Source organism: Candidatus Eisenbacteria bacterium, assembly GCA_035712145.1.
Lineage (GTDB): Bacteria > Eisenbacteria > RBG-16-71-46 > RBG-16-71-46 > RBG-16-71-46 > DASTBI01.
Genome location: DASTBI010000140.1, coordinates 1 through 24,605, shown reverse-complemented (window position 1 = coordinate 24,605; position 24,605 = coordinate 1). Strand labels below are relative to the sequence as shown.

The 24,605-nt window shown below is 64.8% G+C and carries 18 protein-coding genes and 1 tRNA gene; 10 read left to right on the top strand and 9 right to left on the bottom strand.

All coding sequences use genetic code 11. The annotated features are described in order from the left end of the window. Nucleotides 1-130: 130 nt before the first annotated feature. Complete coding sequence (locus VFQ05_08695; GenBank protein HET9326834.1) at nucleotides 131-850, bottom strand: hypothetical protein; 720 nt, start codon at nucleotides 848-850, stop codon at nucleotides 131-133. A 78-nt stretch (nucleotides 851-928) separates the two neighbouring features. Next, a complete protein-coding gene (locus VFQ05_08690; GenBank protein ID HET9326833.1) occupies nucleotides 929-1,486 on the bottom strand; it encodes a hypothetical protein in 558 nt (185 codons plus the stop codon). A 252-nt stretch (nucleotides 1,487-1,738) separates the two neighbouring features. Between VFQ05_08690 and VFQ05_08685 the strand changes: the two genes are divergently transcribed. Next, nucleotides 1,739-3,409: a hypothetical protein gene (locus tag VFQ05_08685; GenBank protein ID HET9326832.1), complete on the top strand. Its 1,671-nt coding sequence runs from the start codon at nucleotides 1,739-1,741 to the stop codon at nucleotides 3,407-3,409. A gap of 63 nt (nucleotides 3,410-3,472) precedes the next feature. On the opposite strand, the gene VFQ05_08680 is transcribed toward VFQ05_08685, so the two are convergent. Together VFQ05_08680 and VFQ05_08675 are read right to left on the bottom strand one after the other, a co-directional pair. Then, nucleotides 3,473-3,557 (bottom strand) — tRNA-Leu (locus tag VFQ05_08680). A gap of 8 nt (nucleotides 3,558-3,565) precedes the next feature. After that, nucleotides 3,566-3,721: a hypothetical protein gene (locus VFQ05_08675; GenBank protein HET9326831.1), complete on the bottom strand. Its 156-nt coding sequence runs from the start codon at nucleotides 3,719-3,721 to the stop codon at nucleotides 3,566-3,568. Nucleotides 3,722-4,162: 441 nt separating this feature from the next. On the opposite strand from VFQ05_08675, the gene VFQ05_08670 reads away from it, so the two are divergent. The 4 genes from VFQ05_08670 (at nucleotide 4,163) to VFQ05_08655 (ending at nucleotide 10,590) form a co-directional block, all read left to right on the top strand. After that, nucleotides 4,163-5,611, top strand: a complete 1,449-nt coding sequence (locus VFQ05_08670; protein ID HET9326830.1) for a glycosyl hydrolase family 28-related protein — start codon at nucleotides 4,163-4,165, stop codon at nucleotides 5,609-5,611. A 1,144-nt stretch (nucleotides 5,612-6,755) separates the two neighbouring features. After that, the gene (locus VFQ05_08665; protein HET9326829.1) at nucleotides 6,756-7,787 is read left to right on the top strand and encodes a hypothetical protein; all 1,032 of its coding nucleotides are present in this window, start codon (nucleotides 6,756-6,758) and stop codon (nucleotides 7,785-7,787) included. A gap of 530 nt (nucleotides 7,788-8,317) precedes the next feature. After that, entirely contained in the window at nucleotides 8,318-9,694 is a 1,377-nt protein-coding gene (locus VFQ05_08660) for a CotH kinase family protein (protein HET9326828.1), read from the top strand. After that, nucleotides 9,691-10,590 carry an aminoglycoside phosphotransferase family protein gene (locus VFQ05_08655; GenBank protein HET9326827.1) on the top strand — a complete coding sequence of 300 codons (900 nt, stop codon included), beginning with the start codon at nucleotides 9,691-9,693 and terminating at the stop codon, nucleotides 10,588-10,590. Before VFQ05_08660 ends, VFQ05_08655 begins: the two co-directional genes overlap by 4 nt. Here VFQ05_08655 and VFQ05_08650 read toward each other — a convergent pair whose 3' ends face one another. From VFQ05_08650 to VFQ05_08640, 3 genes are all read right to left on the bottom strand, one after another. Next, nucleotides 10,591-12,729: a right-handed parallel beta-helix repeat-containing protein gene (locus tag VFQ05_08650; GenBank protein ID HET9326826.1), complete on the bottom strand. Its 2,139-nt coding sequence runs from the start codon at nucleotides 12,727-12,729 to the stop codon at nucleotides 10,591-10,593. A 96-nt stretch (nucleotides 12,730-12,825) separates the two neighbouring features. Further along, on the bottom strand, nucleotides 12,826-13,974 hold the full coding sequence (locus VFQ05_08645; GenBank protein ID HET9326825.1) for a hypothetical protein: 1,149 nt from the start codon (nucleotides 13,972-13,974) through the stop codon (nucleotides 12,826-12,828). Next, nucleotides 13,975-15,192, bottom strand: a complete 1,218-nt coding sequence (locus VFQ05_08640; GenBank protein HET9326824.1) for a 2,3-bisphosphoglycerate-independent phosphoglycerate mutase — start codon at nucleotides 15,190-15,192, stop codon at nucleotides 13,975-13,977. It lies immediately after the preceding gene. Nucleotides 15,193-15,326: 134 nt separating this feature from the next. Between VFQ05_08640 and VFQ05_08635 the strand changes: the two genes are divergently transcribed. Continuing rightward, nucleotides 15,327-16,193 carry a 3-hydroxybutyryl-CoA dehydrogenase gene (locus tag VFQ05_08635; protein HET9326823.1) on the top strand — a complete coding sequence of 289 codons (867 nt, stop codon included), beginning with the start codon at nucleotides 15,327-15,329 and terminating at the stop codon, nucleotides 16,191-16,193. Next, a complete protein-coding gene (proC, locus tag VFQ05_08630; GenBank protein ID HET9326822.1) occupies nucleotides 16,190-17,005 on the top strand; it encodes a pyrroline-5-carboxylate reductase in 816 nt (271 codons plus the stop codon). The genes VFQ05_08635 and proC overlap by 4 nt, the downstream gene beginning before the upstream one ends. Here proC and VFQ05_08625 read toward each other — a convergent pair whose 3' ends face one another. Both VFQ05_08625 and VFQ05_08620 read right to left on the bottom strand, forming a co-directional pair. Next, on the bottom strand, nucleotides 17,006-17,533 hold the full coding sequence (locus VFQ05_08625; GenBank protein HET9326821.1) for a GNAT family N-acetyltransferase: 528 nt from the start codon (nucleotides 17,531-17,533) through the stop codon (nucleotides 17,006-17,008). Then, on the bottom strand, nucleotides 17,530-17,949 hold the full coding sequence (locus tag VFQ05_08620) for a secondary thiamine-phosphate synthase enzyme YjbQ (GenBank protein HET9326820.1): 420 nt from the start codon (nucleotides 17,947-17,949) through the stop codon (nucleotides 17,530-17,532). Before VFQ05_08620 ends, VFQ05_08625 begins: the two co-directional genes overlap by 4 nt. 103 nt (nucleotides 17,950-18,052) lie before the next feature. Here VFQ05_08620 and VFQ05_08615 point away from each other — a divergent pair, with 103 nt between their 5' ends. The 3 genes from VFQ05_08615 to VFQ05_08605 all read left to right on the top strand — a co-directional run. Then, a complete protein-coding gene (locus VFQ05_08615) occupies nucleotides 18,053-19,039 on the top strand; it encodes a hypothetical protein (GenBank protein ID HET9326819.1) in 987 nt (328 codons plus the stop codon). A 197-nt stretch (nucleotides 19,040-19,236) separates the two neighbouring features. After that, nucleotides 19,237-20,457 carry an acetyl-CoA C-acetyltransferase gene (locus VFQ05_08610; GenBank protein HET9326818.1) on the top strand — a complete coding sequence of 407 codons (1,221 nt, stop codon included), beginning with the start codon at nucleotides 19,237-19,239 and terminating at the stop codon, nucleotides 20,455-20,457. A 338-nt stretch (nucleotides 20,458-20,795) separates the two neighbouring features. After that, nucleotides 20,796-24,605, top strand: a 3,810-nt coding sequence (locus tag VFQ05_08605) for a kelch repeat-containing protein (GenBank protein ID HET9326817.1), incomplete at its 3' end; no start/stop codon positions are given.

Genomic DNA, 24,605 nt, shown 5'->3' with positions numbered 1-24,605 from the left:
GTCGAGACCTCCCGGCGGCGATGAACGGGAGGCTCCTACGAAGCCATTCGTAGAGTCAACGAAAAAGTTCGTAGTCCAGCCGGGGGCTGCACGAACGCCGGGGTTTGGCGGGGCCAGCGCCAGGAAATCCCTATTCCAGATAACGCCGAAGGGCGTAGCTCCACTGGGCGTGGAGAAGCGAGTCGCAGTCGGTGGAGTCGACCCGAGCGGATGAGAGCCGCGGAGGCCGGCGGAGACTCTCCAGCGCTCGAAGCATGGCCTGGCGTTGTCGGTGAGAACTCGGCGGCGGGCCCGGATCGACGAAGGCGACCTCGACGCAGTTGTCGATCCACCATCGGGTGGAGTCGACCGGGAATATCGCGTCTCCACGGATCAAACTCCACCCGACGAAGCCGCCAAGATGCAGCGTGTCCTGCATCGTGACCACGACCACCCTGGCGTCGCAGGAGGCGAGCTGGCGGTGCGCCGGATCGTTCTGATCCGGGCTGATCAACAGGTTGTCGAGACGGACGGAGATCGCGGTGGCCGGTGAATAGCTCGCGCTTCCGTCGTGAAACAGACGCTGGGCAGCGATTTGAACGCTGTCCCGGAAAGGGCCCAGGACGAGGTGGAGGTCCCCCGCACTGTCCAGGCAGCCGTAAAAGTAGCCGAACGACGTGGTCAGGGCGGAGTCGAGGGCCACGAGATCTCGATTCACGAACGCTCGCTGGAAGCGCTCGATCACGTTTCGCGGGTCCTCGATGGCGACGGTGCGCGGGCGCACCGGATCCTTGTCCTTGGAGCACGAGATGATCAGGACCAGGGCCAGGATGGCCAGCGTGACGGCGGCCCGCATGCGCATGGCGGACATTATATGGGTTTTGTGTCCCGCGCCTCAGCGTACGAGGCATCTGGCGCGGGTTCTCGTCCTTCCCTGCCCTGGCGAGGTCTACCGATAGAGTGCCTTGATCTGGCCCCAGGTCGTCTTCTTCGTCGCCGTTGCGCAGAAGTCCGGCGGCGCCGCGCCCGTGCGGGTTCCGTGGGAGTTGACCTGGATGCATTGTGGAGGAACGGGACACCCCGCACCCGAATAGACAATGTTGATCGTGCTGACGGTGAAGTAGGTGTCGGCGGTGCGGGTGCTATGGGTCACGACGGTGTACTCGGCGAAGCAGTCGACGTCGACTTGCCCCGATCCGGTACACGTCACATCGATCGTGGTCGCGTCGGCGTTCCCCGTGCACACGAGCTGCAGAGTCGATCCGGGCGGCGTCTGCGCGTAATCCTTGCCGCCACAAATCGTATCCGCGCCTGGGCTCGCGTTCATGAGCCCGCCCTCACAGGTGTAGATCGAGTCCACCGTGGTCCAGTAGCCGTCCCATTCGGGGGGCGCGACGATGGAGGTCCTCGCCAGCTTGGAAATCACCTGAGGCGCGGGCGCGGCTTCGGCAAGCCCGATCAGCAGCGTCGAGGCTAGAAGCAACAGCATCAGCGCAAGTCGTTTCATGGCATCCCTCCAGTCATGCGATCCCTCCTCGACCCATTCGGGCGCGAGGAGCTAGCCAACGGCGGAAGCTGAAGGACGACGAAGCGCGAGGTGTGGGAGGCGAGAAGAACGGCGACAGGAGTCCACACGAGTCGCCACGAGAATGCAAGTCCGTGGCGTTGCTCCGGAGGTAAGAATCCCCAGGCTAGCCGGCCCCCGCCCAAGACGGCTGCCCATTCGACTTTCCCGCTTCGAGCGGGGAGAGTGGGCTGCATGGGCCACCTGGTCGAGTGGATCCTCGCTTTTCTCCTGCCGCGCGCCGCCATCGGGGCCGCACTCCGATCCTACTCGTCCCTCGAGCGCGTGACCCTGGCGCTGCTCGCCGGCGTCGTCTGGCTGTGCGCGATCCACATGATCGGGCTCGTCGCCGGGCTACCCTTCGGTGCCCGTCAGTGGACGGCGCTCGGCATCCCCGTCGCGCTCACTGCGGCGAGCAACGTAGGCCGGGGATGCGCCCCTTCGCGCGAAGAACTCGCGATCTTCGCTTTCATGCTCGGCGCCGCGGTGTGGATGCTGGTTTGCTCGGTGACGCTTCCAGTCCTCTACGGCGGCGGCTGGATGGGCGACTGGCTCGAGCACTACCGACGAACCCTCTACTTCGTCGACGGAACCAGGCCAACCGGGATCTCTCTGACCGCGCGGCCACCCCTGTTCAACGTCGTGGCCGCTGCGTTTGCAGGGCCGAACGGGAGCGCGTTCGCGAGCTATCAGACGACGCACGCGTTCCTGGGCGTGCTGGCATTTCTCGGCGCCACGCTCCTCTACTGCCGACTGGCGAAAGACGGGCGCCCTCGCAGCATCGCCCTGTGCTTTGCATGTCTGCTCGTTCACCCCGTGGTAGCGACCAACGCCCTCTATCCCTGGTCGCGGATGCTCACGACCTTCTGCATGCTCACCGGGGTGTACTTCTACATGCGAGCGCACATCGAGAGGGACGCTCGGCTTTACTCCCCGGCCTTCCTGGCCCTGGGCGCCGCCGTGGTGAGCCACTTCTCGAGCGGAACGCTCGCGGCGCTGATCGGCGCTCATTGGGTCTTCACCGTTCTCCGCCGCAAGCTGGCGATCGGGCCCGTGGTGAGCGTGGCGGTTGCGATGATTCCAACCTTGGGTCTGTGGCTCCTGTGGTCGGCGCGAGCGTTCGGACTGAAGCGCACGCTCGCGTCACACGCCACAGCAGAAAACTTCGCGGCGATCGGTTGGTCCGGGCTCGTCCAGCAGTGGGGCTACAACCTGGCCACCACTCTGATTCCCTTCTGGGATGGAACGGGCGTCGCGCGCTGGTTCGGTCAGGAGAACTTGCCCGGGAGGCTGTACGACGCGCTCCATCTCTATTGGTCGGGGACCTTGATCGGCAGCATCTCGACGACGCTGCTCGTGACGCTGGTGGTCGGGCGCATCGGTGGCGGCCTGCCCGAGTATTTCTGGAGGAAACAGGAGACCCGATTCCTCCTCGGGCTCGCCGCGGCCACGTTCGTCGCGAGCTTTCTCACGATTCCCAACCGAGAAGTGGCGGGGATCTCCCACCTCGCCCTGCAGCCGGTCGCCTTGATCCTCTTCGTGACCGGGCTGGCGCTGGTTCGCGATGCGAAGCCGTGGGTGGGCAGGCTGTTCGTGGCGCTCTATTTTCTCGAGGGCTGGCTCTTCTATTTCCTCAAGACGTTCGACCGCGCGAGCCTGAGCCCCGGGCAGCTCTCGTTCGGGTACGGGATCAACCTGGACATGAAGACCAAGGACCAGCTCCTCTTCGTCGCCGATCACGCGTTCGACCTCGCGGGGATCATTCGGATCCTGGTCTTGCTCGCGATCCCCGCGCTGTTCGTGCTCGCCTGGCGTGAGCTCGGGCGTCCTCACGAGCTGGGAGACCCCAGGAGCCGCCCCGCCTGAGCCGCGCAGCACGCTCCGGCCACTTGCTTGTTGGCGACCCAGCGCTCGTCGTCCAAGAAGTGCTGGTGCGAGAGGCGAGATTTGAACTCGCACGGGTTTCCCCACTGGATCCTAAGTCCAGCGCGTCTGCCAATTCCGCCACTCTCGCACAACAAGTTACCGCTTCGATGTGCCCGAAACTGTGCCCGAGTGCTCGGTCTGGCTCAAGGCCGCGAGTGCAGCCCGGATGTCGCGGGTGTCGGTGATGTCGTAGCGCGAGAACACCGCCGCCGACTTGTGGCCGGTGATCGCCATGGCCACCGCCTGGCTCACACCGCATTCGCAGCGACTCGTTCGGGCCGGTGATCATGCACCGCCTACGCTGGGCGCATCCCCTGCTCCAGGCCGCGACGGTCGCCTCTCTCGCGTTTCTGTCACTCGTATGGATCGCGGGAGCGCGGCGGCGCGATTAGAGCCTCTCGATCAGTAGGTTGAAGGTTCGATTCCTTCGCGGGGCGCACCAAACTGCCGCTGGGCCTCTCAGGCGGGGCTCTTAGCCGACTTGCCCTTGATCATGCTGTAGACCAGCAGGAGCACAATGGCGCCGACCGTGGACCCCCGCTCACGACGAATCCACCAGGCTTCCAGGGGTCAGACTGTCCCCGTACGTCCTCAAGAAAAGGCCGTATTGCCCCATCCAGACGAACGGCGCATGGTGAGGGACGCAGCTAAGCTTCGCGCAAAGGGGTGCGAGCCCTGGTTGGAGGATTCGCGATGAACACCCGTTCGCTTTTGGCCCCCCTCATGGGCATCTTCCTCACGGCCTGCGCAGAACGCGCAGACCAGCCGTTTGAGCCCAGCCTCCCCGAAACGGCCGTGCTCGAAGGCATGACGCACGAGCCCTGCCTTGGGCAGGGCGGATCCCGACCTGGGACGAAGAAGGTCTTCAACGTCGAAGCTTATGGGGCGACAGGTGATGGAGTCACGAACGACAAGAACGCTCTTCAAGCCGCTCTCGCCGCAGGTGCGGGTGCGGAGGTGTTCGTCCCGGCCGGCATCTACGGTGTCGACGGGCAGCTCGCAATCACGGCCTCAGGCACGTCACTGACGCTGGCGCCCGGGGCCACCATCAAGGCCCTCGCGAACTTCCCCGCCGGGATCGACCTGCTCAAGATCGGGGACGGTTCCACCGTGTGCTCGGACATCACCGTCAGGGGCGGGAAGATCGACGGCAGCAACCTCACGGGTCGCGCCATCCTCTCCACGGGTCCGAACATCAACGTTCAGATCCACAGCATGGAGCTCACGGGCACGGCCCTCACAGCGCTTGACTTTAGAGGCGTCAGCGCGGCAAGGCCCGCCATCGGCTGCGTCGCATGTGGCCTCTACGTCCATGATGTGACCGAGGGGATTCAGGCTGTCCGAGCCACCGACGTGACCTTCTTCCACAACCGCGTGGAGGATATGAACGTGGGTATTCGCTACAGAGCTCAGGACTGCCTGGAAGTATCCGAAGTCACGAGGTTCTCCATCACCGAGAACACCTGTCGAAATCCCGGCTCGGCCAATTCCTGCATCGACGTCTTCGAGAACTCGTCCGACGGGAAGGTCGTGGGCAACGTCTGCATTAGTAGCACAGTTGGGCCAGGCGGGGCGATCGTTACAGATCACAATGTGACCCCATGCTCGCGCGTCACGATCGCCGACAACGTGATTACAGGCGTGTTCGGGTCGGGTGTTTCGACCAATCAGGGCCGGGATTTCACGATCATCGGCAATGTCATCCAGGACATCGGCTCGCCCAGCATCGGCAAGGGCATCGAGATCAAGTCTTCGAACACCCGGATCCTGCGTAACCGCATCATACGGACGCAGGGCTTTTCCATCCATGTTCTCGGAGCACACGACAACATCAGCATCCTCCATAACGATCTGCACGATCCGGTGCTCGGCGCCTTCGCCGGCGAATCGAACGTCAACATTGCCGACGGGCGGTCCACAAACATCGTCATTCGGGACAATCGCATGTCCAACGCCACCGGCCCCCACCATACATACAACATCGAGAACGCCCCGGGCGCACAACTGCTCGTCATCGACAACGAGCTGACGGGCGCCAGCGCGCGACCCATCAAGAACGAGAACGACCCCAACCTCACCCTAGGACCGAATCGAACCACCTTGCGGGGTGTCACGACGGAGCGTTCGGCACATCCGCTCTAACCTACAAAGATGCAGGTTGAGGCGGGACCTGCTCGCTGGCCAGCGATCGGGCTCAGGCCCCCTGCCGCGTCCGTCACATGGCCGTGCGATCCTCCGCGCTCTTCCCCCCGAAGATGATCATGCGCTGACCGTTGGGACAGGAGGAACCACTTGGACATCCAAACCACTGACCGTCGTCCTGGGCGGAATCACGGCCGCCTTGGAAGCGGTCAAGAGCGTGGGGAACGTCGAGGTTCAAAAGCGACTTTCCGACGCGCTGGTGGAGGCTGCGAAGATGGGTCAGCAAAACGCGGAGTTGTTAGCGGAGAACACCTCCCTAAATGAGCGTCTCCGCGTGCGACTGGACCTGTCGTTGGGGGACGACAACCTCTACTGGAACCTGCAGCTCAGGGGTGGGAGCGAGGCCCGTATTGTCCTCGATGCCACGCCAAGGACGGGCAACCCGCTTACTTCCGCGCGACGATTGGTACACGTGCCCAGGCTGCAGCTTGAGTCCAACGCGACGCCACACAATTCGCGGCGATCCTCCGCCACATCCCGACAGCCACCTGCATTTGGCCAAGTCCGGAGTGATCCCGGACCCACTCCGCCGGATCGTCGAGCCCTCACGAGCCTGCTGACCGACGCGTCGCGCTCGGCGACGCTGTGCCCCAGCATGTGCTCGAGATTCGCGCGGGCGATGGTGCACGGTGACGCGCCGTGCTACGTGGTGCCACGGCGAGAACGAGGCGGGGAGCCCGTTTGACGCCTCGTGGCGTCTCGTGACTCCCCATGTTCCCGTATCCTAAGTCCAGCGCGTCTGCCAGTTCCGCCACTCTCGCAGCTGAGGCATTGTAGCGTCCGAGCTTGCGTGCCGGTGAGGCTCTCGGTTGTCGCCCGCGGATTTGGGGTAAGGTGATCGATCTCCTGCCATGCTCGGCCACGGTCTGACCTGAGAGTAGACTCCTCCATGGGTTTGCGGTTGCTGTTGCCGCTCATCATCCTTGCCCCTATCGAAGTGAGCGCCTCGACCATGGAGGCGTCTTCTCCGTTTGCCGCCGACAGCGCCGCGCAGATCACCAACGGCTCAACCCCCTGGGATGACGGTCGGGCTGCGTCGCCCTCGGGATCCGCGATGGAGCGCGCAGCAATCCCTTGGAATCCCATGCGCCTCGCTGAGCCGAACCCGCCACGCGAGGGCTGGTTCTATCACCAGCTTCCATACGGCAGCGACGCCCTGGTGCATCCCTTGCGGTTGATCATCAATGGCGGGTTCGGAATCCTGCAGTTCGACAATCGCGACAATCGGCTCGGCTCGGTGGACTTCGAGAATGGATGGCGCGCCGTGACGAGAAATGTGCGGCATCCCGTACGCGCGATCGAGGCCGCAGGCTGGTGGGACTTCCTGCAGAGAGAGGTGATCCCGATCAGCATCAACACGAACAAGGCACAGTATTGGCCCAACTATACGCTGCACCTCATTGGCGGCGGCATGAGCTACACGATGATGCGCGAGTGGTACCAGGCTCAGGGATACCCGAGGCCGAAGTTGTGGGCCGGCACAACGCTCGCGGCCTATCACCTTCTCAACGAGGTGGTGGAGAATGACACGCAGCTGGGCGCGACCACCGATCCGGTCGCCGATCTCTTCCTCTTCGATCCGGCCAGCATTCTCCTCTTCTCCAACGAAGGCGTGAACGCCTTCTTCAGCCGTCGCCTGCATCTGTCCGACTGGTCTGGGCAACCCGCCATCGATCCGGAGAAGGGAACGATCGAGAATCACGGGCAGAACTTCTCGATCAAGGTAGGGGTTCCCCGCACGAGCAGCTGGAGCTTCTTCTACTACTTCGGCAACCATGGGGAGGGGGGCCTGAGCTACCGACGTGGGAGCTCGGCGTACTCGCTCGCCGTCGGGATGCGGGCGCGCGAGCTCGTGGATCTGGAGGACAACACTCGGACCACCCGACTGGCGCCGTCAGTGGGCTTCTTCTACGACCGCAACGGATCGCTGCTCTTCTCGGCCCAGTGGGCGAATACCACTCGCTACCGTTTGAAAGTGAACGCCTACCCCGGCCTGTTGCGGGTCGGCGCTTTCTCGCCGGGCTTGTTCGTGAACGCCAACAAGCATGACGAAGTGCTTCTGGGCGTCATGATCAGTGCGATCCCGATCGGCCTGAGCACGCGCGTATCGCGTTGACGCTACGATCGCTGGATGCTGGAGTGCTCGCAGCTACGGTCGGCTCCCTGGCACTGCGGGCATGGTGAGCCTGCGTGCCGCGTCGAAGCAGAGCCACGGCTGCCGCTCCCCACAGCGCCTGAACCATCAGCACCGTCGATGGGCCGTTGAGGGAGGCGCCCCGGAAACGAGAAGTTGAGCGCGGCCACCCCCGCGTCGACTGCATCCCCTTGCCGAAATGCAGCCGACGATAACTCGAGTGGCCACGCTCAACTTCCGCTCTGCGCACCCAGCGCGAGGGGCGGCACATGGAACCCTCCGTGGTGAGTGTGGCGTGTCATTCCCAAAGCACGGAGCGGGCCGGGCAGCTCCGAAGCACTCAGGCGGTGTGAGAACACCACTTACCGTCGTCGGCCCTTTCGTCTGAGAGTCATCCTCCGGAAAAACTGTCGCCCCTGCCCTACAACCGGGCCGGCTCGACTGGGACGGCCGGTTTGGGCCAGAATCGATCTCTCCCCTCCTGGCCTACGCCGCAAGTCGAGGGATGCCGTGTGCCCTATCGCCTGATGGGACACCTGATTGGGTTTGCCAGCGCCGCGATGGTCGTTCTCCTGGCGGGCTGCTCTCCGTTCAAGTCCGAAGTGCCGATCGTCACCATCGACACCCGGGGGCGGGCCATCTTCGACCGACCCAAGGTCCCGGCCGAGATGGTGATCCATTACGACCCGGGCGACTCTACACAGACGCTGAAGTCACGCCCCGACTATCGCGGCCCGGTCGGCATCGAGCTTCTGGGCCATAGCTCGCTGCGATTCAAGAAGAAGTCGTATGCCCTCGAGATTCGGGACGCTCGAGGTCAGCGAGCCAAAGCCTCTCTACTCGGGTTACCCGGTGAGAGCGAGTGGGTGCTCCATGGGCCGTATTCCGACAAGTCGCTCATGCGGAACTATCTCGCCTACGCCGTGGCGGGCCGGCTCCATCTCGCGAGCCCCCGAACGCGTTTCGTCGAGCTCTTCCTTCGGCAGCAAGCGTGGGGGCTCACCTATCAGGGCGTCTATGTTCTGGTCGAGGCTTCGGGTCGAAGCCCCGAGAGGCTCGGCATCGCTCCGCTCGGGGCGGGAGACACGACCGGCCCGGCCATGAGCGGCGGCTACATCGTCCAGGTCGATCGTGTTGCGCCTGGCGACGACTTCTTCACACTGCCGGGTGATCCACTCAGCACGCATCGGGACACCATCATCTTCGTCGTCCCGCATCGCCCCGCGCCCGCGCAGAAGGCCTGGCTGGCGAGCTACTTCGACTCGATGGAAACGGCTCTGCCTCCCGCCCATTCGTTGAGCGATCGCGGGGGATACTCGCGGTTCATCGACGTCGACTCGTTCGCCGACTATCTGCTCCTGCAGGAGCTGCTCAAGAACATCGACGGGTACCGCTTCAGCTGCTCGATGCACAAGGACCGCGGGGGACCGCTACGCATGGGCCCCGTGTGGGACTTCGATCTATCGACCGGGAATGCTTCGTACGACGACGGCTGTGACACCGACGGATGGCTGATTCGATTCTTCACGAGCAAGCGCACCAGGAAGGCGACTCCGCGGTGGTGGCGCCCTTTGCTTCGCGACTCGGCTTTCGTCGCGAGGCTCAACCATCGGTGGACCGAGCTTCGCACCGGGCCGCTCGCGACCGACAGCGTGCTCGCGATCATCGACCGAGGAGCGCACACCCTGAGAGGCGCGCACAAACGCAACTTCGAGCGCTGGCCGACGCTGGGTCAGCGGGTCTGGCCCAACTGCCCCATCCCTGGAAGCGATCCTCCCGCCTACCACAGGACATGGGAGGACGAGGTGCGCTACCTCCGTGCCTGGATCGAGAATCGTCTCCGGTGGATGGATGCTCATCTGCCGAGCATCGGAAATGAAGGGCAGTGAGCACGATCGACGCGTCTCACTCCGTTCCGGCATCGGTGATCACCTGGATCGAGCGGTCCTTCGAGCCTCGCGCCCGAGTCGCGAGCATCGTCCCGATGTCGCGGACGGCAACGATCCAGCACTCGGTAGACGTCGTGCTCGCGGACGGCGCCGGCCGCCGTCTCGTGCTGCGCCGGTATCCCGAAGCGAGGCGTCTGATCGAAGACCCATGGTACGACCCGGCCAACGAGGCGCTGGCGCTCGAGCTGCTGGCCGGCACCGCAGTCCCGGCGCCGACCCTGCACGCGGTGGATCTATCGGGCGAAGTCCCCGCGCTTCTCGAGTCATGGATCCCTGGAGCCACCGGCTGGAAACCTGATCTCGATCGCTACCTTTCCTGTGCTGCGGAAGCACTGGTGTCGGTCCACGCCGTGCCGCCAAACACGAGGCTCAAGACCTACGCGCCGTACGAACATCCCAGGCGCCTGACCGCACCTGCGGCGTCCACGCGACCCAAGCTGTGGGAGCGCGTGGCTTCGCTGCTCCTCGAGTCGCCACGACCGGCTCACCGCTCGACCTTCATCCACCGCGATTATCACCCCTGGAATACCTTGTGGGACGGCCAGCGCATCACGGGCATCATCGATTGGCTGACCGCGGCCACCGGACCCGCGGGCATCGATCTGGCGCACATGCGCCTCAACCTGGCCGCTCATCTGGGCCGTGGGCCCGCGGATCGTTTCGCGGCGGCGTATATCGCTGCGGGTGGCGATCCCTCGGCTCGTCACCCGTATTGGGACCTGCTCGACGCGACGGATCTGGCGCCGGACATGTCGGACTCGAACGGGTCTGACGTTGGCGACCTGGCGCGGCTCGAGGACTTCGTCGAGACCGTTCTGAGCGAGATGGTCAGCTAGTCAGTTGGTGAGGACCACTCTTCGCGTCACCGAAGCTCCCCGCTGGCTCATGCGAACCAGATAGACGCCGCTTCGCAAGTCATCCGCACCCTGGAGACGAACCCTTTGGGCGGAGCCCTCTGGCAAAAGCGTTCGAGACAGAATGCGCCGCCCCGTGACGTCGAACATCTCGAGCTTCGCGGCGTCGCCTTCGGCCACGATCGCGCTCACTTCGACCTCGCCGGCGCGTTGGGGCGAAGGCACCACGAGCGCCAACGAACCGGGATCGAGAGCGGGAGAAGGGCGCGTTCCTTTTCCGGGTGCGAACTTCACCTGATCTCCTCCTTCGAAGGCCGCTCCATCGATGGTCCGCCCTTCGAGCCTCAGCTCATTGCTCAGAGCGGGCAGGGTCCTGGATTCGAAAGACAGCAGGAGATCGGGCTGTCCATCCCGGTTGACGTCCTCCACGTGCGTGGCGTGGGCGCCGTTCGGGCGCGGAGAGGCCGCCATTCCATTCGCCAGCACGCTTGCGGCATCCACGCGACGTGAATCGAACAAACGCTGGCCCAGGATCGCGATCCCCACTCCGGCCTTCGATTGCGTGTTGATCCACCGATGGGACCTCGGCAAGGCGTCCACCGCCACACCCATTCGGTTGCATCCAACACCCCGTGCGCCAATCTGGCCGTAGGGTCCCTGCGGCCCGCACGGCGACAAGGAGGCCACGCTGACGTCACTTCCTGAGGGATCACACAGCTGAGGATCGAGCTCCAGGTTCGTTTCCTCGCCTTTCAGCCCTGCGAACGCGTCTCCCTGGTTGAGCCAGGCATTGTTGCTCTCGGTGCGCCCGTCATAGGCCTTCTGGATCAGGAGGCCGCCGCCTTCATTGCCCGCGACGAGATTGTGGGTGATGAGAATTGCGGTGGGATCCGAGGCGGACCCAGGTCCGAGACGAATCCCCGCGCCGCCGTTGGCCAGGCTCGAGTTCCGGCGAAGCCCCACCTCGAAGGCGGAGCCTCCGCGCCCGTCGATGAGGCCGAGGCCGTCACCGCCGTTGCCGACGAAGTGGCAATCCTCGACCTTGAAGTCGAGCCCGTCCTTCAAGGTCAGCCGAGCGCCATCCGCTCCACCCTGCCGAATCACGACGCCTTCGAGTGAGCCCCCTGCGATGCTGGCTTCGATTCCCGCGTCGTGTGAAGCCAGAATGGTATCGGCGGCCATGCGAAGAGCGAGCGGCGCGGATTGCCTGCCGTCGATCGCCCTCCCGCAGTTCTCGAAGCGGCTGCCCGAAACATCCATGGTGATTCGCCTCACCAGGTCCTGCGGCGGCCCCACTGCGGTCACGAGAATCGCGGATCCTGTGATGTCTTCGAACACGCAGTTCCTGACCAGGACACCCCAGTAGTTCGACGGGCCGAAGGCATTGGGATCCAGCGTCACCGCGATTCCCGTCGCCACGTCGTTGAATCGGCACTGCTCGAAGTACACGTTGTCGGTCTGGTTCGTCACGGTGACGACGGCGGTGTCGGCTCCGCTGAAGACGCATTGCTCGACATTGAGGAAGAAGTCGGTAAACAGGGCGAGACGGGCGGTCTTGCCGGTGAAGCGACAACGGCTCACGTGATATCCGGCCGCGCCCAGCGCAAGGCGGCCGAGAAACTCGCACCCGATGAATCCGCTGCTGCCACCGCCATAGGCTCTCGGGATGTCCACATCGCCCAGGAATCGGCAATCCTCGATGACCAACGCGGGGATCGAGAATGGCTTTGGCAGGTCGACCCCCAGTCCCACGTGATGGCGCACTCGCAGGCCACGGATCGAGAGGTGGCCTAACCCGTCGATCGGAGTCGAAAAGCCGCGAAGGCTCCGCACTTCGGTCTGATCAGGACCCCCGATGCACAGGATCGCGGCATCGAATCGTCGCGTAGCCTCCAGCGACACGTCCTCATCGTAGGTGCCGGGATGGACCTGGAGCGTGTCGCGCTCCCACTCCGAGGGCTCGCCGAGGAGCTCGTCCACTCCCGCCTGGAAGGTCGAGACGTCACCCCTTCCATCGGTGCGCAGGACGAGAACTCGCGCCTCGGCGAAGCCAGAGATGGCGAGTGCGAGCGAAAGGAACGCCGCGGCCACGAATGACCGAGGGAGCCGGCGGGGACTCATGAAGCCTCCGGGGAGATCGGCTTGCCACCGCCACAAGCATGGAGCAGATCCATGCCCTTTGACCACCACGGAGTGCTCAGCGATGTGGCGCTGGGTCTAAAAACCCACGACGACGGTCGCGACCACGCGATCTTCGTACGAGCGGGGCGCGTCAGTCCGCTCGATGCTGGCGTGCTGGACTCCGAGATCGAGCTGGACGCCTTCGAGATTCCATCCGAACCCTAGACCCAGGATGTTGGCGCGCGGCTCGGGCGAATCGTCCTGCTCGTCCATCCCGAATGCGAGACGCGCCGTCCACGGATCACGGGCATCGTGGAAGTGGATCCCGACTCGCCACATGGTGAACGCGCCGGCCGTGGTGTCGAAGCCCGTCCACTCCTGCTCGGTGCGCATGCCAAAGGCGGCGAGCGCCGCAAAGGCTGGTGTGACGAAGTAGCGAGCGGACAGGCCCCCCTCCCATCCGGCCTCGCGCTCCACGGGGATGATGGCGGCGCTGTCGCCGGATAACAGCGTGAGCACCTGCTCGGCATCGAATTCCATGGCAGGGAGCGCCCGCAGCGCGGCGCCCACCGTCAAACGCCCGGCGCCGGAGTCTGCGGAGTCGTACCGGAAGCCGAGGTTGTACCCGAAGGCGTCGCCTTCGAAGCTCAGCTCGCGATCTCCCTGATCCGGGGATCCCGACTGCTCACGGACGAAGTACCGGTCCTGACGCCGCGTCCACTCCACCGCGAGCCCGCCGCGGAACTGCCCCCATCCGGCCGACGCGGAGACGCCAGCTCGGCCTTCCCGCATGTCGCTCTGCGCCGTGATGACCGCGGGCTGCACCGATGGGTCGGTGCCGGTGCCGCGGTTGAAGACGAAGTCCTCGAACCGGAGCCCGGGCTGGAAGACGTAGATCCACACCGGCACTCGCGGGATTGCCACCGCGGCGCCGGCGAGATCGATGAACAGAGGATTGTCGTCGAAGTTGCGGTTGTCGGCGCGCAGATCCTGCCGGCTCACGCGCAACAGTTCGGGGGACAGCACGACACGGCGGCTGCCCATGACGGAAGGGTTATGGAACGGCTCGTCACCGAGCCACTGATCGGCGCCCGCCAGGCCTGCCGACGCGGCGGAAGGAGGATTCATGGTGCCGCCGGGAAAAGCGAACAGCGATGGATCGAGCGGTGATGGAGGCTGCGCCTGTGCGAGGCGCCCGGCCAAGGCGACCCACGCGAGCGACAGAAGCATGAACCGAAAACGCATTTAGGCTCCGTACTTGTCCAGCCGCGACGCGTTCGCGAGCAGGACGGCCATGAGGTCTTTGCTGTGGAACGTGCCGAGACTGCCGATTCGCGCGGACTTCTCATGGAAGCGATCCGCGCGGTCGGCCCCGCACCAGCGCCCGAACACCAACGTTGGCACGGGATGCCACGAATGCCCACGCATCGCCACCGGCGTCGAGTGATCGCCCGTGATGCACAGCACGTCGGGCTCGAGCTTCAGCAGCTCCGGGAGCGCCCGGTCGACATCTTCGATGGCGGCCACCTTGGCGGCGAAGTTGCCGTCTTCTCCCGCCATATCGGTGCCTTTCACGTGGACGAAGAAGAAGTCGTAGTCCTTCCAGCGCGCGCCCGCGGTGGCGAACGCGTCGCCCGGGGCCTCGCCGGTGGTCAGCACGTCCATGCCGGCGAGCTGCGCGACGCCGCGATACATCGGATAGGCGGCGATCGCCGCCGCTCCCAGCTTGAATCGCTCGCGATAGCCGGGGAAGGCCGGACGCTCGCTGAGGCCGCGAACGAGGGCCGCATTGGCAGGATGTTCGCTCTTCAGCACCTCGGCCACGCGCTTCACGAACGCGTTGACGACGCGCGCCGTCTTCTCGGCCGCCGCACCTTTCACCACGGGTTGCGACGAAGGGATCGGCTTTCCTTCCTTGTGCGGGTCGGCGTCGCTCACCTCGCCGCCGAGGCCCTTCCCGCGGAAGACCGCGACGAAGCGATGCCCCTTGCCGGCCTGGAGCACGACCTCGACGCCCTCGATCTCGGCGGCCTTGTTCTTCAGCTCGGAGACCAGACGCTCGCAGACCTCGGTGGAGATGCGACCCGCGCGCCGATCGGTCACCACGCCCTGGGCGTCGAGGGTGCAGAAGTTGGCGCGCGCAGCGACGTCGCCCGGCTTCAGCCCGAGCCCGGCGCCGAGCGCCTCGAGGACACCGCGACCGACCGTGGTCTCGATGGGGTCATAGCCGAAGAGCGCCAGATGCCCTGGGCCACTGCCCGGCGTGATGCCGGGAGCGACGGGCAGGATGCGGCCGAGCGCGGCACGCGACGCGATTCCGTCGAGATTCGGCGTCTTCGCGGCTTCGAGCGGCGTCTTCCAATCCTGGTCGGCATGCGGCAGATCGCCCACGCCGTCGAGGACGAGCAGCACGATCTTGGTGATGTTGTCGAGAACCAGGCTATCCAGGACCGAGGGGGTCAACACGGCCTCCAACCGAATGGCGGGGCGCAACGAAGGAATCCACTCTAGCGGAAACGGGGCCCGGGGAGAATCGAGCTCGTGTATCCTCCGCCGGCTCGTTTCCGCACGAACTCTCTCTCGGAGGCATTCGCTCCATGGCGATCCAGAAAGTCGGAGTGGTGGGCTGCGGCCTGATGGGCAGCGGCATCGCTCAGGTCAGCGCCCAGGCCGGATTCCCGACGGTGGTGCGCGAAGTTTCGAAGGAGCTGCTCGACAAGGGGCTCGCGTCGATCACCAAATTCCTGCAGGCCGGGGTCGAGAAGGGGAAAGTCGCGCCCTTCGAGCTCGACAAGGTGAAGGAGAATCTGAAGGGCACCACGAACCTCGAGGACCTGAAGGACTGCGATCTGATCGTCGAGGCGATCACCGAGAACATCGGTGTCAAGAAGGAGACCTTCTCCACGCTCGATGCCGCGTGCAAGCCGGAAGCGATCTTCGCGTCGAACACCTCGAGCCTTTCGATCACCGAGATGACCACGTTCGTGAAGCGGCCGGAGCGGATGATCGGACTCCACTTCTTCAACCCGGTCCCGCTCATGAAACTGGTGGAGGTGGTGCGCACGGTGCGCACCGACAAGGCCGTGCTCGACTCGGTCAACACCTGGTGCAAGGCCATCGGCAAGACCGCCGTCAATTGTGGCGACTCCACCGGCTTCGTGGTCAACCGCCTGCTCGTCCCCTACATGCTCGACGCAGTGCGCGTGTTCGAGCAGGGACTGGCCAGCCGCGACGACATCGACAACGCCATGAAGCTCGGCTGCGGCTATCCCATGGGCCCGCTGCTGCTGGGCGACTACGTGGGCCTCGACACCACGTACTACATCACGCAGATCATGTTCGAGGAGTTCAAGGAGCCGCGCTTCGCCGCGCCGCCGCTGCTCAAGCGCATGGTGATGGCGGGACTCCATGGAAGGAAGACCGGCAAGGGCTTCTACGACTGGAGCACGAACCCACCGTCATGATTCGCGAACAACGCATTGCGGTGATCGGCGCCGGCAAGATGGGCGAGGCCTTGATGCGTGGCCTTCTCGAGGCGGGCGCGATGACGGCTGAACGCATTCGGGTGACGACCGGATCCGGCGAGCGCGCACGCCAGCTCGCTGCCGAGCTGAAGGTCATGGCCGCGGCGTCCAATCGGGCGGCCGTGGAAGACGCGGATCTCGTCGTGCTGGCGGTGAAGCCACAGCAGGCGGCTCCGGTGCTGGACGAGCTGCGGGGCGTGTGGCGGGAGAATCACCTCCTGATCTCGGTGGTGGCTTCGGTGAGCACGCCATTCATCGAGAAGCACCTCGACCGCGAGCTGCCCGTGGTTCGCGCGATGCCCAATACGGCGGCATTGATCAAGCGCGCGATCACCGGTATCGCGCGAGGGCGTCATGCGAACGACTCGCATCTGGAGATCGCCAGGCAGATCTTCAGCGCCGTCGGCCGGGTCGTGGTGGTCGACGAGAAGCACCTGGACGCCATCACCGGCCTTTCGGCGAGCGGGCTCGCCTTCATCTACGTCGTCATCGAGTCGCTGGCCGAAGGTGGCGTCAAGATGGGGCTGCGCCGAGACCTCGCCACCGAGCTGGCCGCGCAGACCGTGCTCGGCGCGGGCGCGATGGTGCTCGAGACCGGCTCGCACCCCGCGCTGCTGAAGGACAACGTCACCACGCCCGCGGGAACCACGATCGACGGCTTGCTCGAGCTCGAGGAAGGAGGCTTGCGGGTGACCCTGATCAAGTCGGTCGTGCAGGCGACGCGGCGTGCGCGCGAGCTGCTCGAAGGCTGATCAGGTAGCCGTCGGGTCCGAAGCCTGGTTCGCCAACGCCTCGAGAGCGTTGCCGTCCAGGCGGTAGCGGAGGAGGTCCTGCGCGACTCGGGCCGATCCCAGCTGCTCGTAGAAATGGATCGACGATCGGTTCCAGTCCAGCACCTCCCAGTCGATCGAGGCCCATCCGCGCTGCCGAGCGATCCTGGCCAGCTCCGACATCAAGGCGACTCCGGCGCCAGTCCCACGTGCATCCTCTGCCACGTACAAGTCCTCGAGCCAGAGCCGCCATCGTGATCGGAAGGAGCTGAAGACCGGGAAGAAGAGCGCGTATCCGACGAAGCGGCCCTCGCGCTCCGCCACCAGCGCTTCGGCGCGGGGGCCGCTCCCGAACAACGCCTTGTGCAGGGTCTCTGGGGTGCCGGTCAGCGTCTCGGTGAGCTTCTCGTAGATGGCCAGTCCACGAAGCAGCTTCCAGACGTCGCGAACGTCCTCCGGCTCGACTCCGCGGACGCGACACGCGATCTTCTGACGCGAGGACTTGCTCATTCGCCGATCACCTTGACCAGAACACGCTTCTTCCGCCGTCCGTCGAACTCGCCGTAGAAGATCTGCTCCCACGGGCCGAAGTCGAGCTTTCCTTGGGTGACGGCGACCACCACCTCGCGGCCCATCACCTGCCGTTTCATGTGCGCGTCGGCGTTGTCCTCGCCGGTGTCGTTGTGCCGGTACTGGCCTGGCGGTGCGTGAGGCGCGAGCTTCTCGAGCCACAGCTCGTAGTCGTGGTGGAGGCCCGACTCATCGTCGTTGATGAAGACGCTCGCGGTGATGTGCATGGCATTGACGAGCACCATGCCTTCCTTCACGCCGCTCTCCTCGACCACACGCTCCACCTCCGGCGTGATGTTCACGAACCCACGCCGGCTGGGCACGTTCATGGTCAGGTGCTCGGTGCGGGATTTCATGGCAAAGACTCTAGCAAAGGCCCACTCGCCGCGCCCGGATACCCTCTGGCGGCGTCGGTCTCCTACCGACCGCTCGGAGGCTCGAGCGTCGTAGGATTCCGCCATGCCTCGTTTCCTGCTGGTCGCCTCGATGCTGTGCGCCACACCCGTGATCGCCGCGCCCCCCGACTCGACATCGCAGGTCGCCGTGCTCGCGACAGAGGCCAAGGCGGTCGGCCCCCTCTTCCGCTCGAAGCTCGTCGCCGGCTTCCTCGCGGGTGTGAAGAACCTCCCGCGCGTCGAGCCGCGAACCATCCTCTGTGACTCGGCACGAACTCGCTGCTGGACCGAAGGCGAGTCCACAGCACTCCCCGACACGCAGCGCGCGCGCCTGGTGAGGCGCACGCTCGACGAAACCTTCTATTACACCACCCGCTATGGGTCTCCGCTCGCTTACGCGCGGCCGCTCGAGATCCTCGCCGACGCTGGCCTTCGCGACGTGCGGGGGAAGAAGATCGCCGACTTCGGCTACGGCACGATCGGCCACCTGCGCCTGCTCGCGGGCCAGGGAGCGGAGGTGCATGGAATCGAGGTCGACCCGATGTTGCGCACGCTCTATGCACCCGACGTCGGCGCGGTCGGCGGCGGCCGATTGGTGTTGCATCACGGCCAATGGCCTGCCGAGGCGGCACTCGTTGGTGAAGTCGGGAGCGGCTATGACCTCTTCATCTCCAAGAACACGCTCAAGCGCGGCTACATCCATCCCGCCGAGCCGGTGAATCCGCGCATGATGGTGCACCTGGGGGTGGACGACTCCATCTATGTCGCCACGCTGGCGAAAGCGGTGAAGCCCGGCGGTCTCGTGATGATCTACAACCTCTGCCCCGCACCTGCGCCGCCGGGGAAGCCCTACATCCCCTGGGCCGATGGCCGCTGCCCGTTCGATCGTGGGTTGTTGGAAAGGACGGGCTTCCAGGTGGTCGCGTTCGACAAGGACGATTCCCCCGCCGCACGACGCATGGCCCACGCGCTGGGCTGGGATGCCGGCGAGCGGCCGATGGATCTCGAGAAGGATCTGTTCGCGACTTACACCATCTTGAAGCGGCGGTAGCTTCCGCTACGCGACCTCCTGTGGGACCTGGACTCGAAGCATCGCCGTCCTCCAGTAGTGCGATCCGCAACGGATCCACAGTGCCGGCTTGAGCCTCGCCGGGGCGCTTTGCTACGGTGCCTCGCCCTTCGCATCCAAAGCCCTGTCGCCGGCGCTCGCCGGCTCCGACTTCTACTCGAACTCGAGGAGCCATCTCCATGTCCGCCAATGGCAAAGACATCGTCATCGTCTCGGGCGCTCGCACTCCCATGTCGGAGTGGATCGGAGGCAAGCGGGGCGACGGGCTGCAGGGCGGCGCGCTGGCTTCCGTCTCCGCACTCGACCTCGGCGCCGTGGCCGCCAAGGCCGCGCTCGAACGCGGTGGCATCGATCCCAAGGCGATCGATCACGTCATCATGGGGAACGCGCTCCAGACCTCGGGCGACGCGCTTTACGGGGCGCGCCACGTGGCGCTCAAGGCCGGCATTCCTCGCACCGTTCCCGCACTGACCGTCAACCGCTTGTGTGGCTCCGGTCTCCAGAGCGTGGTCAGCGCGGCGCAGCAGATCCAGACCGGTGAGTCGACCTGGGTGCTGGCCGGCGGCATGGAGAACCTGAGCCAGGCGCCGCACGTGATCCGCGGCGCGCGTGGCGGATTCCGGCTCGGACAGGGGCAGCTCGAGGACTCGCTGATGGTCGCGCTCAAGGACAGCTACTGCGGGCTGTTCATGGCGCAGACCTCGGACAATCTCGCGCGCAAGTACGGGATCTCGCGCGAATGCCAGGACCAGTTCGCGCTGCGGTCGCACACGCTCGCCAACCAGGCCAACACGAACGGCCGATTCGCCGAAGAGGTCGTTCCGGTCGAGGTGAAGCAGGGCAAGAAGTCGGTGATGGTCGAGAAGGACGACCACCTCTTCCCCAGCACGACGATCGAAGGGCTGGCGAAGCTTCCGCCCGCGTTCGGCCCCGAGTCGTTCGTCACCGCGGGCAACGCCTCCGGCATCGTCGACGGCGCCGCGGCCGTGGTGGTGACCAGCGCCGAGAACGCGAAGGCCGCCGGCAAGAAGCCGCTCGGTTACGTGCGCGCGTTCGCCTCGGTCGGCGTCGATCCCGATGTCATGGGCTTCGGTCCTGCCCCGGCGATCCGCAAGGCGCTCGAGCGCGCAGGCATGAAGCTCGACCAGCTCGACCTCATCGAGATCAACGAGGCCTTCGCCGGGCAGTACCTGGCGGTCGAGAAGGATCTCGAGCTCGACCGCGAGAAGGTCAACGTGAACGGCGGCGCCATCGGACTCGGCCATCCCCTCGGCGCCACGGGCACCCGCCTCATCTATACGCTGCTGCTCGAGCTGCAGAAGCGGAAGAAGCAGTTCGGCGTGGCTTCAGCCTGTATCGGCGGCGGCCAGGGCATCGCGGTGATCCTGGAGCGAGCGTAGAGGTTGCCGGTTCATGGGCAGCGCTCCCGAAAAAGTGGTGCCGAGGGGTTGACCGGGGCGTAACATTCCTCCTGCCGCGCCATTGAGCAGGAGGCTGCATGTATCCCCGATCCGCACTCCTCGCGCTTTGTTTTTCTCTCGTTGCTCAGACTAGCCCACTGGGTCACGTCGCCTTGGCACAATCGCCCCAGGCGTCGATGTCACGAGGTGCTTCTTCGACCTCCATCGATGCCATTCAGGCGGCTCTGGGATGCGGCACGTGGACGACACTTACTCCTGACGGAGCGTCCTTCATGCGCCGTCAGCACGTGATGGTCTACGACTCGGTCCACGATCGCTTGCTGATCTTCGGCGGAATCAACACCGGGGCGTCCCCCGCCTACGATGGCAACGTGTGGAGTCTATCGCTTGGCGCGACGCCGACGCTGTCCCTGATCAACACCAGCGGGACTCCTCCACTCGGTCGCTTGTCGCCTTCGATGATCTACGACGCGAGCCGGGACCGGATCGTCATTTTCGGTGGTAATGCCAGCACCAACGGCTCGACGGCCGGGCTGCTGATGAATGACGTGTGGACACTCAACCTCAGCGGAACCCCAACCTGGGCCCAGCTGTCGCCTGCGGGCACGCCGCCCGCGATTCGCTACTACCACACGGCCATCTACGACGGGACCCGGGACCGCATGGTTGTCTTCGCCGGCAGAAACAATAACAACATCGTTCTGAACGACGTTTGGGCGCTGAGTTTCTCCGGCACTCCCACATGGACGCAGGTCACGCCGTCTGGAACACCACCCCCAATTCGGGAGGCCCACTCCGCCGTTTACGATGGCCCGCGGGATCGGATGGTGGTTTTCGGCGGCATCGATCCTGCCCTGTCCGGCCAGAAGAACGACACATGGGCGCTCTCCCTTTCGGGGTCGGGAAGTTGGACTCAGATCGTTCCCAATGGTGGACCGCCACCGATGCGGTACGGCCACACCGCCATCGTGGACGCTCCGCGCGACCGCATGCTCATGTTCGCGGGCGTTGGCGACGCCGGACAATTCACGGATGTCTGGTCGCTGAGCTTCACGAACCCGATCAAGTGGACCGATCTGTCGCCGAACGGGCCGACGCCATCGCCGCCGATGTTCTATTTCGCTTCCGTTTACGACCCGCTGCGCAGTCGAATGGTTTCGTTCGATAAGGACGACTTCTGGGCCCTTGCAATCACGAATAATTCCACATCGTGGTCTCAGCTCTTGGTGACGGGAAACCTCCCAAACAGGAGGTCCGAGACCACGGTGATCTACGACGCGCCGCGCCAGCGGCTGGTCATGTTCGGCGGCGCGGACGGGACAAACCGCTTCAACGACGTCTGGGCATATGCTCTGACCGGAGGCGGGGGATGGACCGAACTCCTCCCTACCGGCACGCCACCGAGCCCACGCGAGGCTCACACGGCGGTCTTCGACCCAGTCGGTAACCGAATGGTCGTCTATGGGGGCGCGGCGAACTCGGGTGGCTTGAACGACGTGTGGTCACTCTCGCTCTCGGGAACAGCCGCGTGGACGCAGCTCACTCCGTCGGGCACGCCTCCCGTTACGCGATGGCAGCACTCTGCCATTCTCGACGCACCGCGCAACCGGATGGTGATCTATGGAGGCATTGGGGGGCCATCGCAGGGCGACGTGCTGGGTGACGTCTGGGCCCTCTCGCTCGGCGGCTCCACCACGTGGACTCCACTCAGCCCGACGGGAGGTCCGCCGCCACTTCATTGGCAACACAGCGCGGTGTTCGATGCGCCCCGCAACCGAATGCTGGTATTCGGTGGGCTGAACAGTGACGCGACGGTCTGGGCCTTAGCACTCGCAGGCACACCCACTTGGAGCACGGTTACGGCTGAAGGCACACCGACCACAGCTGCCAATCATGTGGCCGTTTACGATCCCTCCCGGGACGCCATGCTCGTCGCCAGCGAAAATCCAATGTCGACGCAGTACTTGAGCCTGGGTGGTTCCCCTTCCTGGGGCACGCTCCAGTTGGTGGGTTCTGCTCCAGTGGGTAGGCAGGGCGCTGGTGCCGCATTCGACACTGGCAACGATCGCTGGGCCGTGGCGTGCGGGTCCGCGGGCTCGATGCGTAACGACGTGGTCGCCCTGTCGTTCCCAGCCGGGACTTACTCTCTCAGTCTCTCAGTCTCGCCCGTCGCTGCTGGGACCATCCAGCAGAGTCCCAGCGGACGTTGCTTCGCTCCTGAAACCATGGTGACCCTAACGGCCTTTGCCGGATTCGGTTATGGGTTCTCGCACTGGAGTGGTGATGCGAGCGGAACCACGAATCCGCTTACCGTCACGATGAGCTCGAGCAAGAGCATCACTGCCAACTTCGTCGGATACCCGGTGAACGTGACGGTCGTCCCTACCGGTAGCGGCACGGTCTCGAAGAGCCCCAACCAGCCAACCTATGCTCCCGGAACACAAGTGACGCTGACCGCCAGCTCGAATGTGCCCTTCGTGGGATGGAGCGGCGACGCGAGCGGTAGCGAAAACCCCCTGACGATCATTGTCGACGGGCCGAAGAACATCACGGCGACCTTCGATGCCAACACGGTCACGACGTCCGTGTCACCGGTGGGGACCGGCACCGTCACCAAGAGTCCGAACCAGTCGTTCTATGCGACGGGGTCGATGGTCACACTCACGGCCAATCCAATCACCGGATACCAGTTCAGCGCCTGGAGCGGCGATGTGACCAGCACGGATAACCCCGTCATGATGACGGTGACCGGCAATATGAACGTGACAGCCAACTTCACGATCCCACCGCCCACCTGTGGTGGGTGGTCACTGGTGCCTCCGACGGGAACCAAGCCACCTCCTCGGAGGTTCGCCGCGGCCATCTGGGATCCCGTGCGCCATCGCTTCTTGATTTACGGCGGAATCAGGAATTCAGGATTTCCAATCGGAGACACCTGGGGCCTGACCATGAACCCCGCGCCGACCTGGACGGAGGTGTCCCCAGGATCGGGTGGGCAGTGGGACGTCAGATCCTTTTACGACCCGGTGCGGGATCGCTTTGTCACCTTCGGAGGTACATCGGGCTTTGGTTCGTACCACTCGAATCTCTTTGCCCTCCCGCTTGGGGGAGGTCCTTCGACCTGGTCGCAGATCGTGACCGCAGGGACTCCTCCATCTGGACGATCGGGCGCTGGGGTCATCTACGATCCTCTCCGCGATCGGATGCTCCTTTTCGGTGGGAGCGTGCGGTGCGGCCAGCTTTGCAACACGCCACAGAGTGATGTCTGGCAGCTGACGCTCGCCGGAACACCGACCTGGACGCAGGTCTTCCCTCTCGGCACTGGCCCCCCTGCGGGAACGGTGGCGGGGGCGATCTACGACCCGGTGCGCGATCGCATGGTTGTCATGTCGAGTTCTGCGAGTTCCGACGGCGCGTGGGCGCTGTCGCTATCCGGGACGCCCACGTGGACGAACCTGAACCCGTGGGGTGCTTCCAAGGGGATTTTTGGGCCAGCTCTTTACGACCCCATTCGTGACCGAGCGATCTTTTTGAAGAGCGATTGGTCCGGCCACGTCACCACTCTCGACTTCAAGCTCGATGCGGATCAGCCGCTCTGGTCGCAGAACTGGTCTGGTGGGGCGACGCTTGGAAGCATCCCTAGTCCCGCCATTGCCTACGATCCCGATGACGATCTCGTATTGATATTCGGCGGCGGCACGTTCGACGTGCAGCTCGATACGGCGTACAGGCTCGACTTCGGAGGCGGGTTCCTCCTTGACGGTGGCGGGACCAACGGATCGATCACCACGTCCAAGTGGTGCTGGAACTCCAGCGAAGTCGCGACAGTGGTGGCGCAGCCCAACCAAGGCTTCAAGTTCAATCAGTGGCTGGGAGACGCATCCGGCACCAGCAATCCGCTCCAGCTGACAATGGGTGGTTACAAGGTAGTCAGGGCCGAGTTCGTGCCGAACGTCACGGGTGTGGAGGAACCTGCGCCGCTGGCATTCTCGGTGAGCATCCGGCCCAATCCCACGACCGGTCCCGCGGAGATCGCCTATGCGCTGCCGAAGGAGGCGCGCGTGAGGCTCTCGGTGTTCGACATCGCGGGTCGTGAGGTTGCGCGGCTGGTCGATGGCCTGGAGCCC

Excerpts from the sequence above, each read along its gene's own strand:
- VFQ05_08695 (HET9326834.1), bottom strand. The coding sequence starts at position 850 with ATGTCCGCCATGCGCATGCGGGCCGCCGTCACGCTGGCCATCCTGGCC.
- VFQ05_08690 (HET9326833.1), bottom strand. The coding sequence starts at position 1,486 with ATGAAACGACTTGCGCTGATGCTGTTGCTTCTAGCCTCGACGCTGCTG.
- VFQ05_08685 (HET9326832.1), top strand. The coding sequence starts at position 1,739 with ATGGGCCACCTGGTCGAGTGGATCCTCGCTTTTCTCCTGCCGCGCGCC.
- VFQ05_08670 (HET9326830.1), top strand. The coding sequence starts at position 4,163 with ATGAACACCCGTTCGCTTTTGGCCCCCCTCATGGGCATCTTCCTCACG.
- VFQ05_08665 (HET9326829.1), top strand. The coding sequence starts at position 6,756 with ATGCGCCTCGCTGAGCCGAACCCGCCACGCGAGGGCTGGTTCTATCAC.
- VFQ05_08650 (HET9326826.1), bottom strand. The coding sequence starts at position 12,729 with ATGAGTCCCCGCCGGCTCCCTCGGTCATTCGTGGCCGCGGCGTTCCTT.
- VFQ05_08645 (HET9326825.1), bottom strand. The coding sequence starts at position 13,974 with ATGCGTTTTCGGTTCATGCTTCTGTCGCTCGCGTGGGTCGCCTTGGCC.
- VFQ05_08635 (HET9326823.1), top strand. The coding sequence starts at position 15,327 with ATGGCGATCCAGAAAGTCGGAGTGGTGGGCTGCGGCCTGATGGGCAGC.
- proC (HET9326822.1), top strand. The coding sequence starts at position 16,190 with ATGATTCGCGAACAACGCATTGCGGTGATCGGCGCCGGCAAGATGGGC.
- VFQ05_08625 (HET9326821.1), bottom strand. The coding sequence starts at position 17,533 with ATGAGCAAGTCCTCGCGTCAGAAGATCGCGTGTCGCGTCCGCGGAGTC.
- VFQ05_08620 (HET9326820.1), bottom strand. The coding sequence starts at position 17,949 with ATGAAATCCCGCACCGAGCACCTGACCATGAACGTGCCCAGCCGGCGT.
- VFQ05_08615 (HET9326819.1), top strand. The coding sequence starts at position 18,053 with ATGCCTCGTTTCCTGCTGGTCGCCTCGATGCTGTGCGCCACACCCGTG.
- VFQ05_08610 (HET9326818.1), top strand. The coding sequence starts at position 19,237 with ATGTCCGCCAATGGCAAAGACATCGTCATCGTCTCGGGCGCTCGCACT.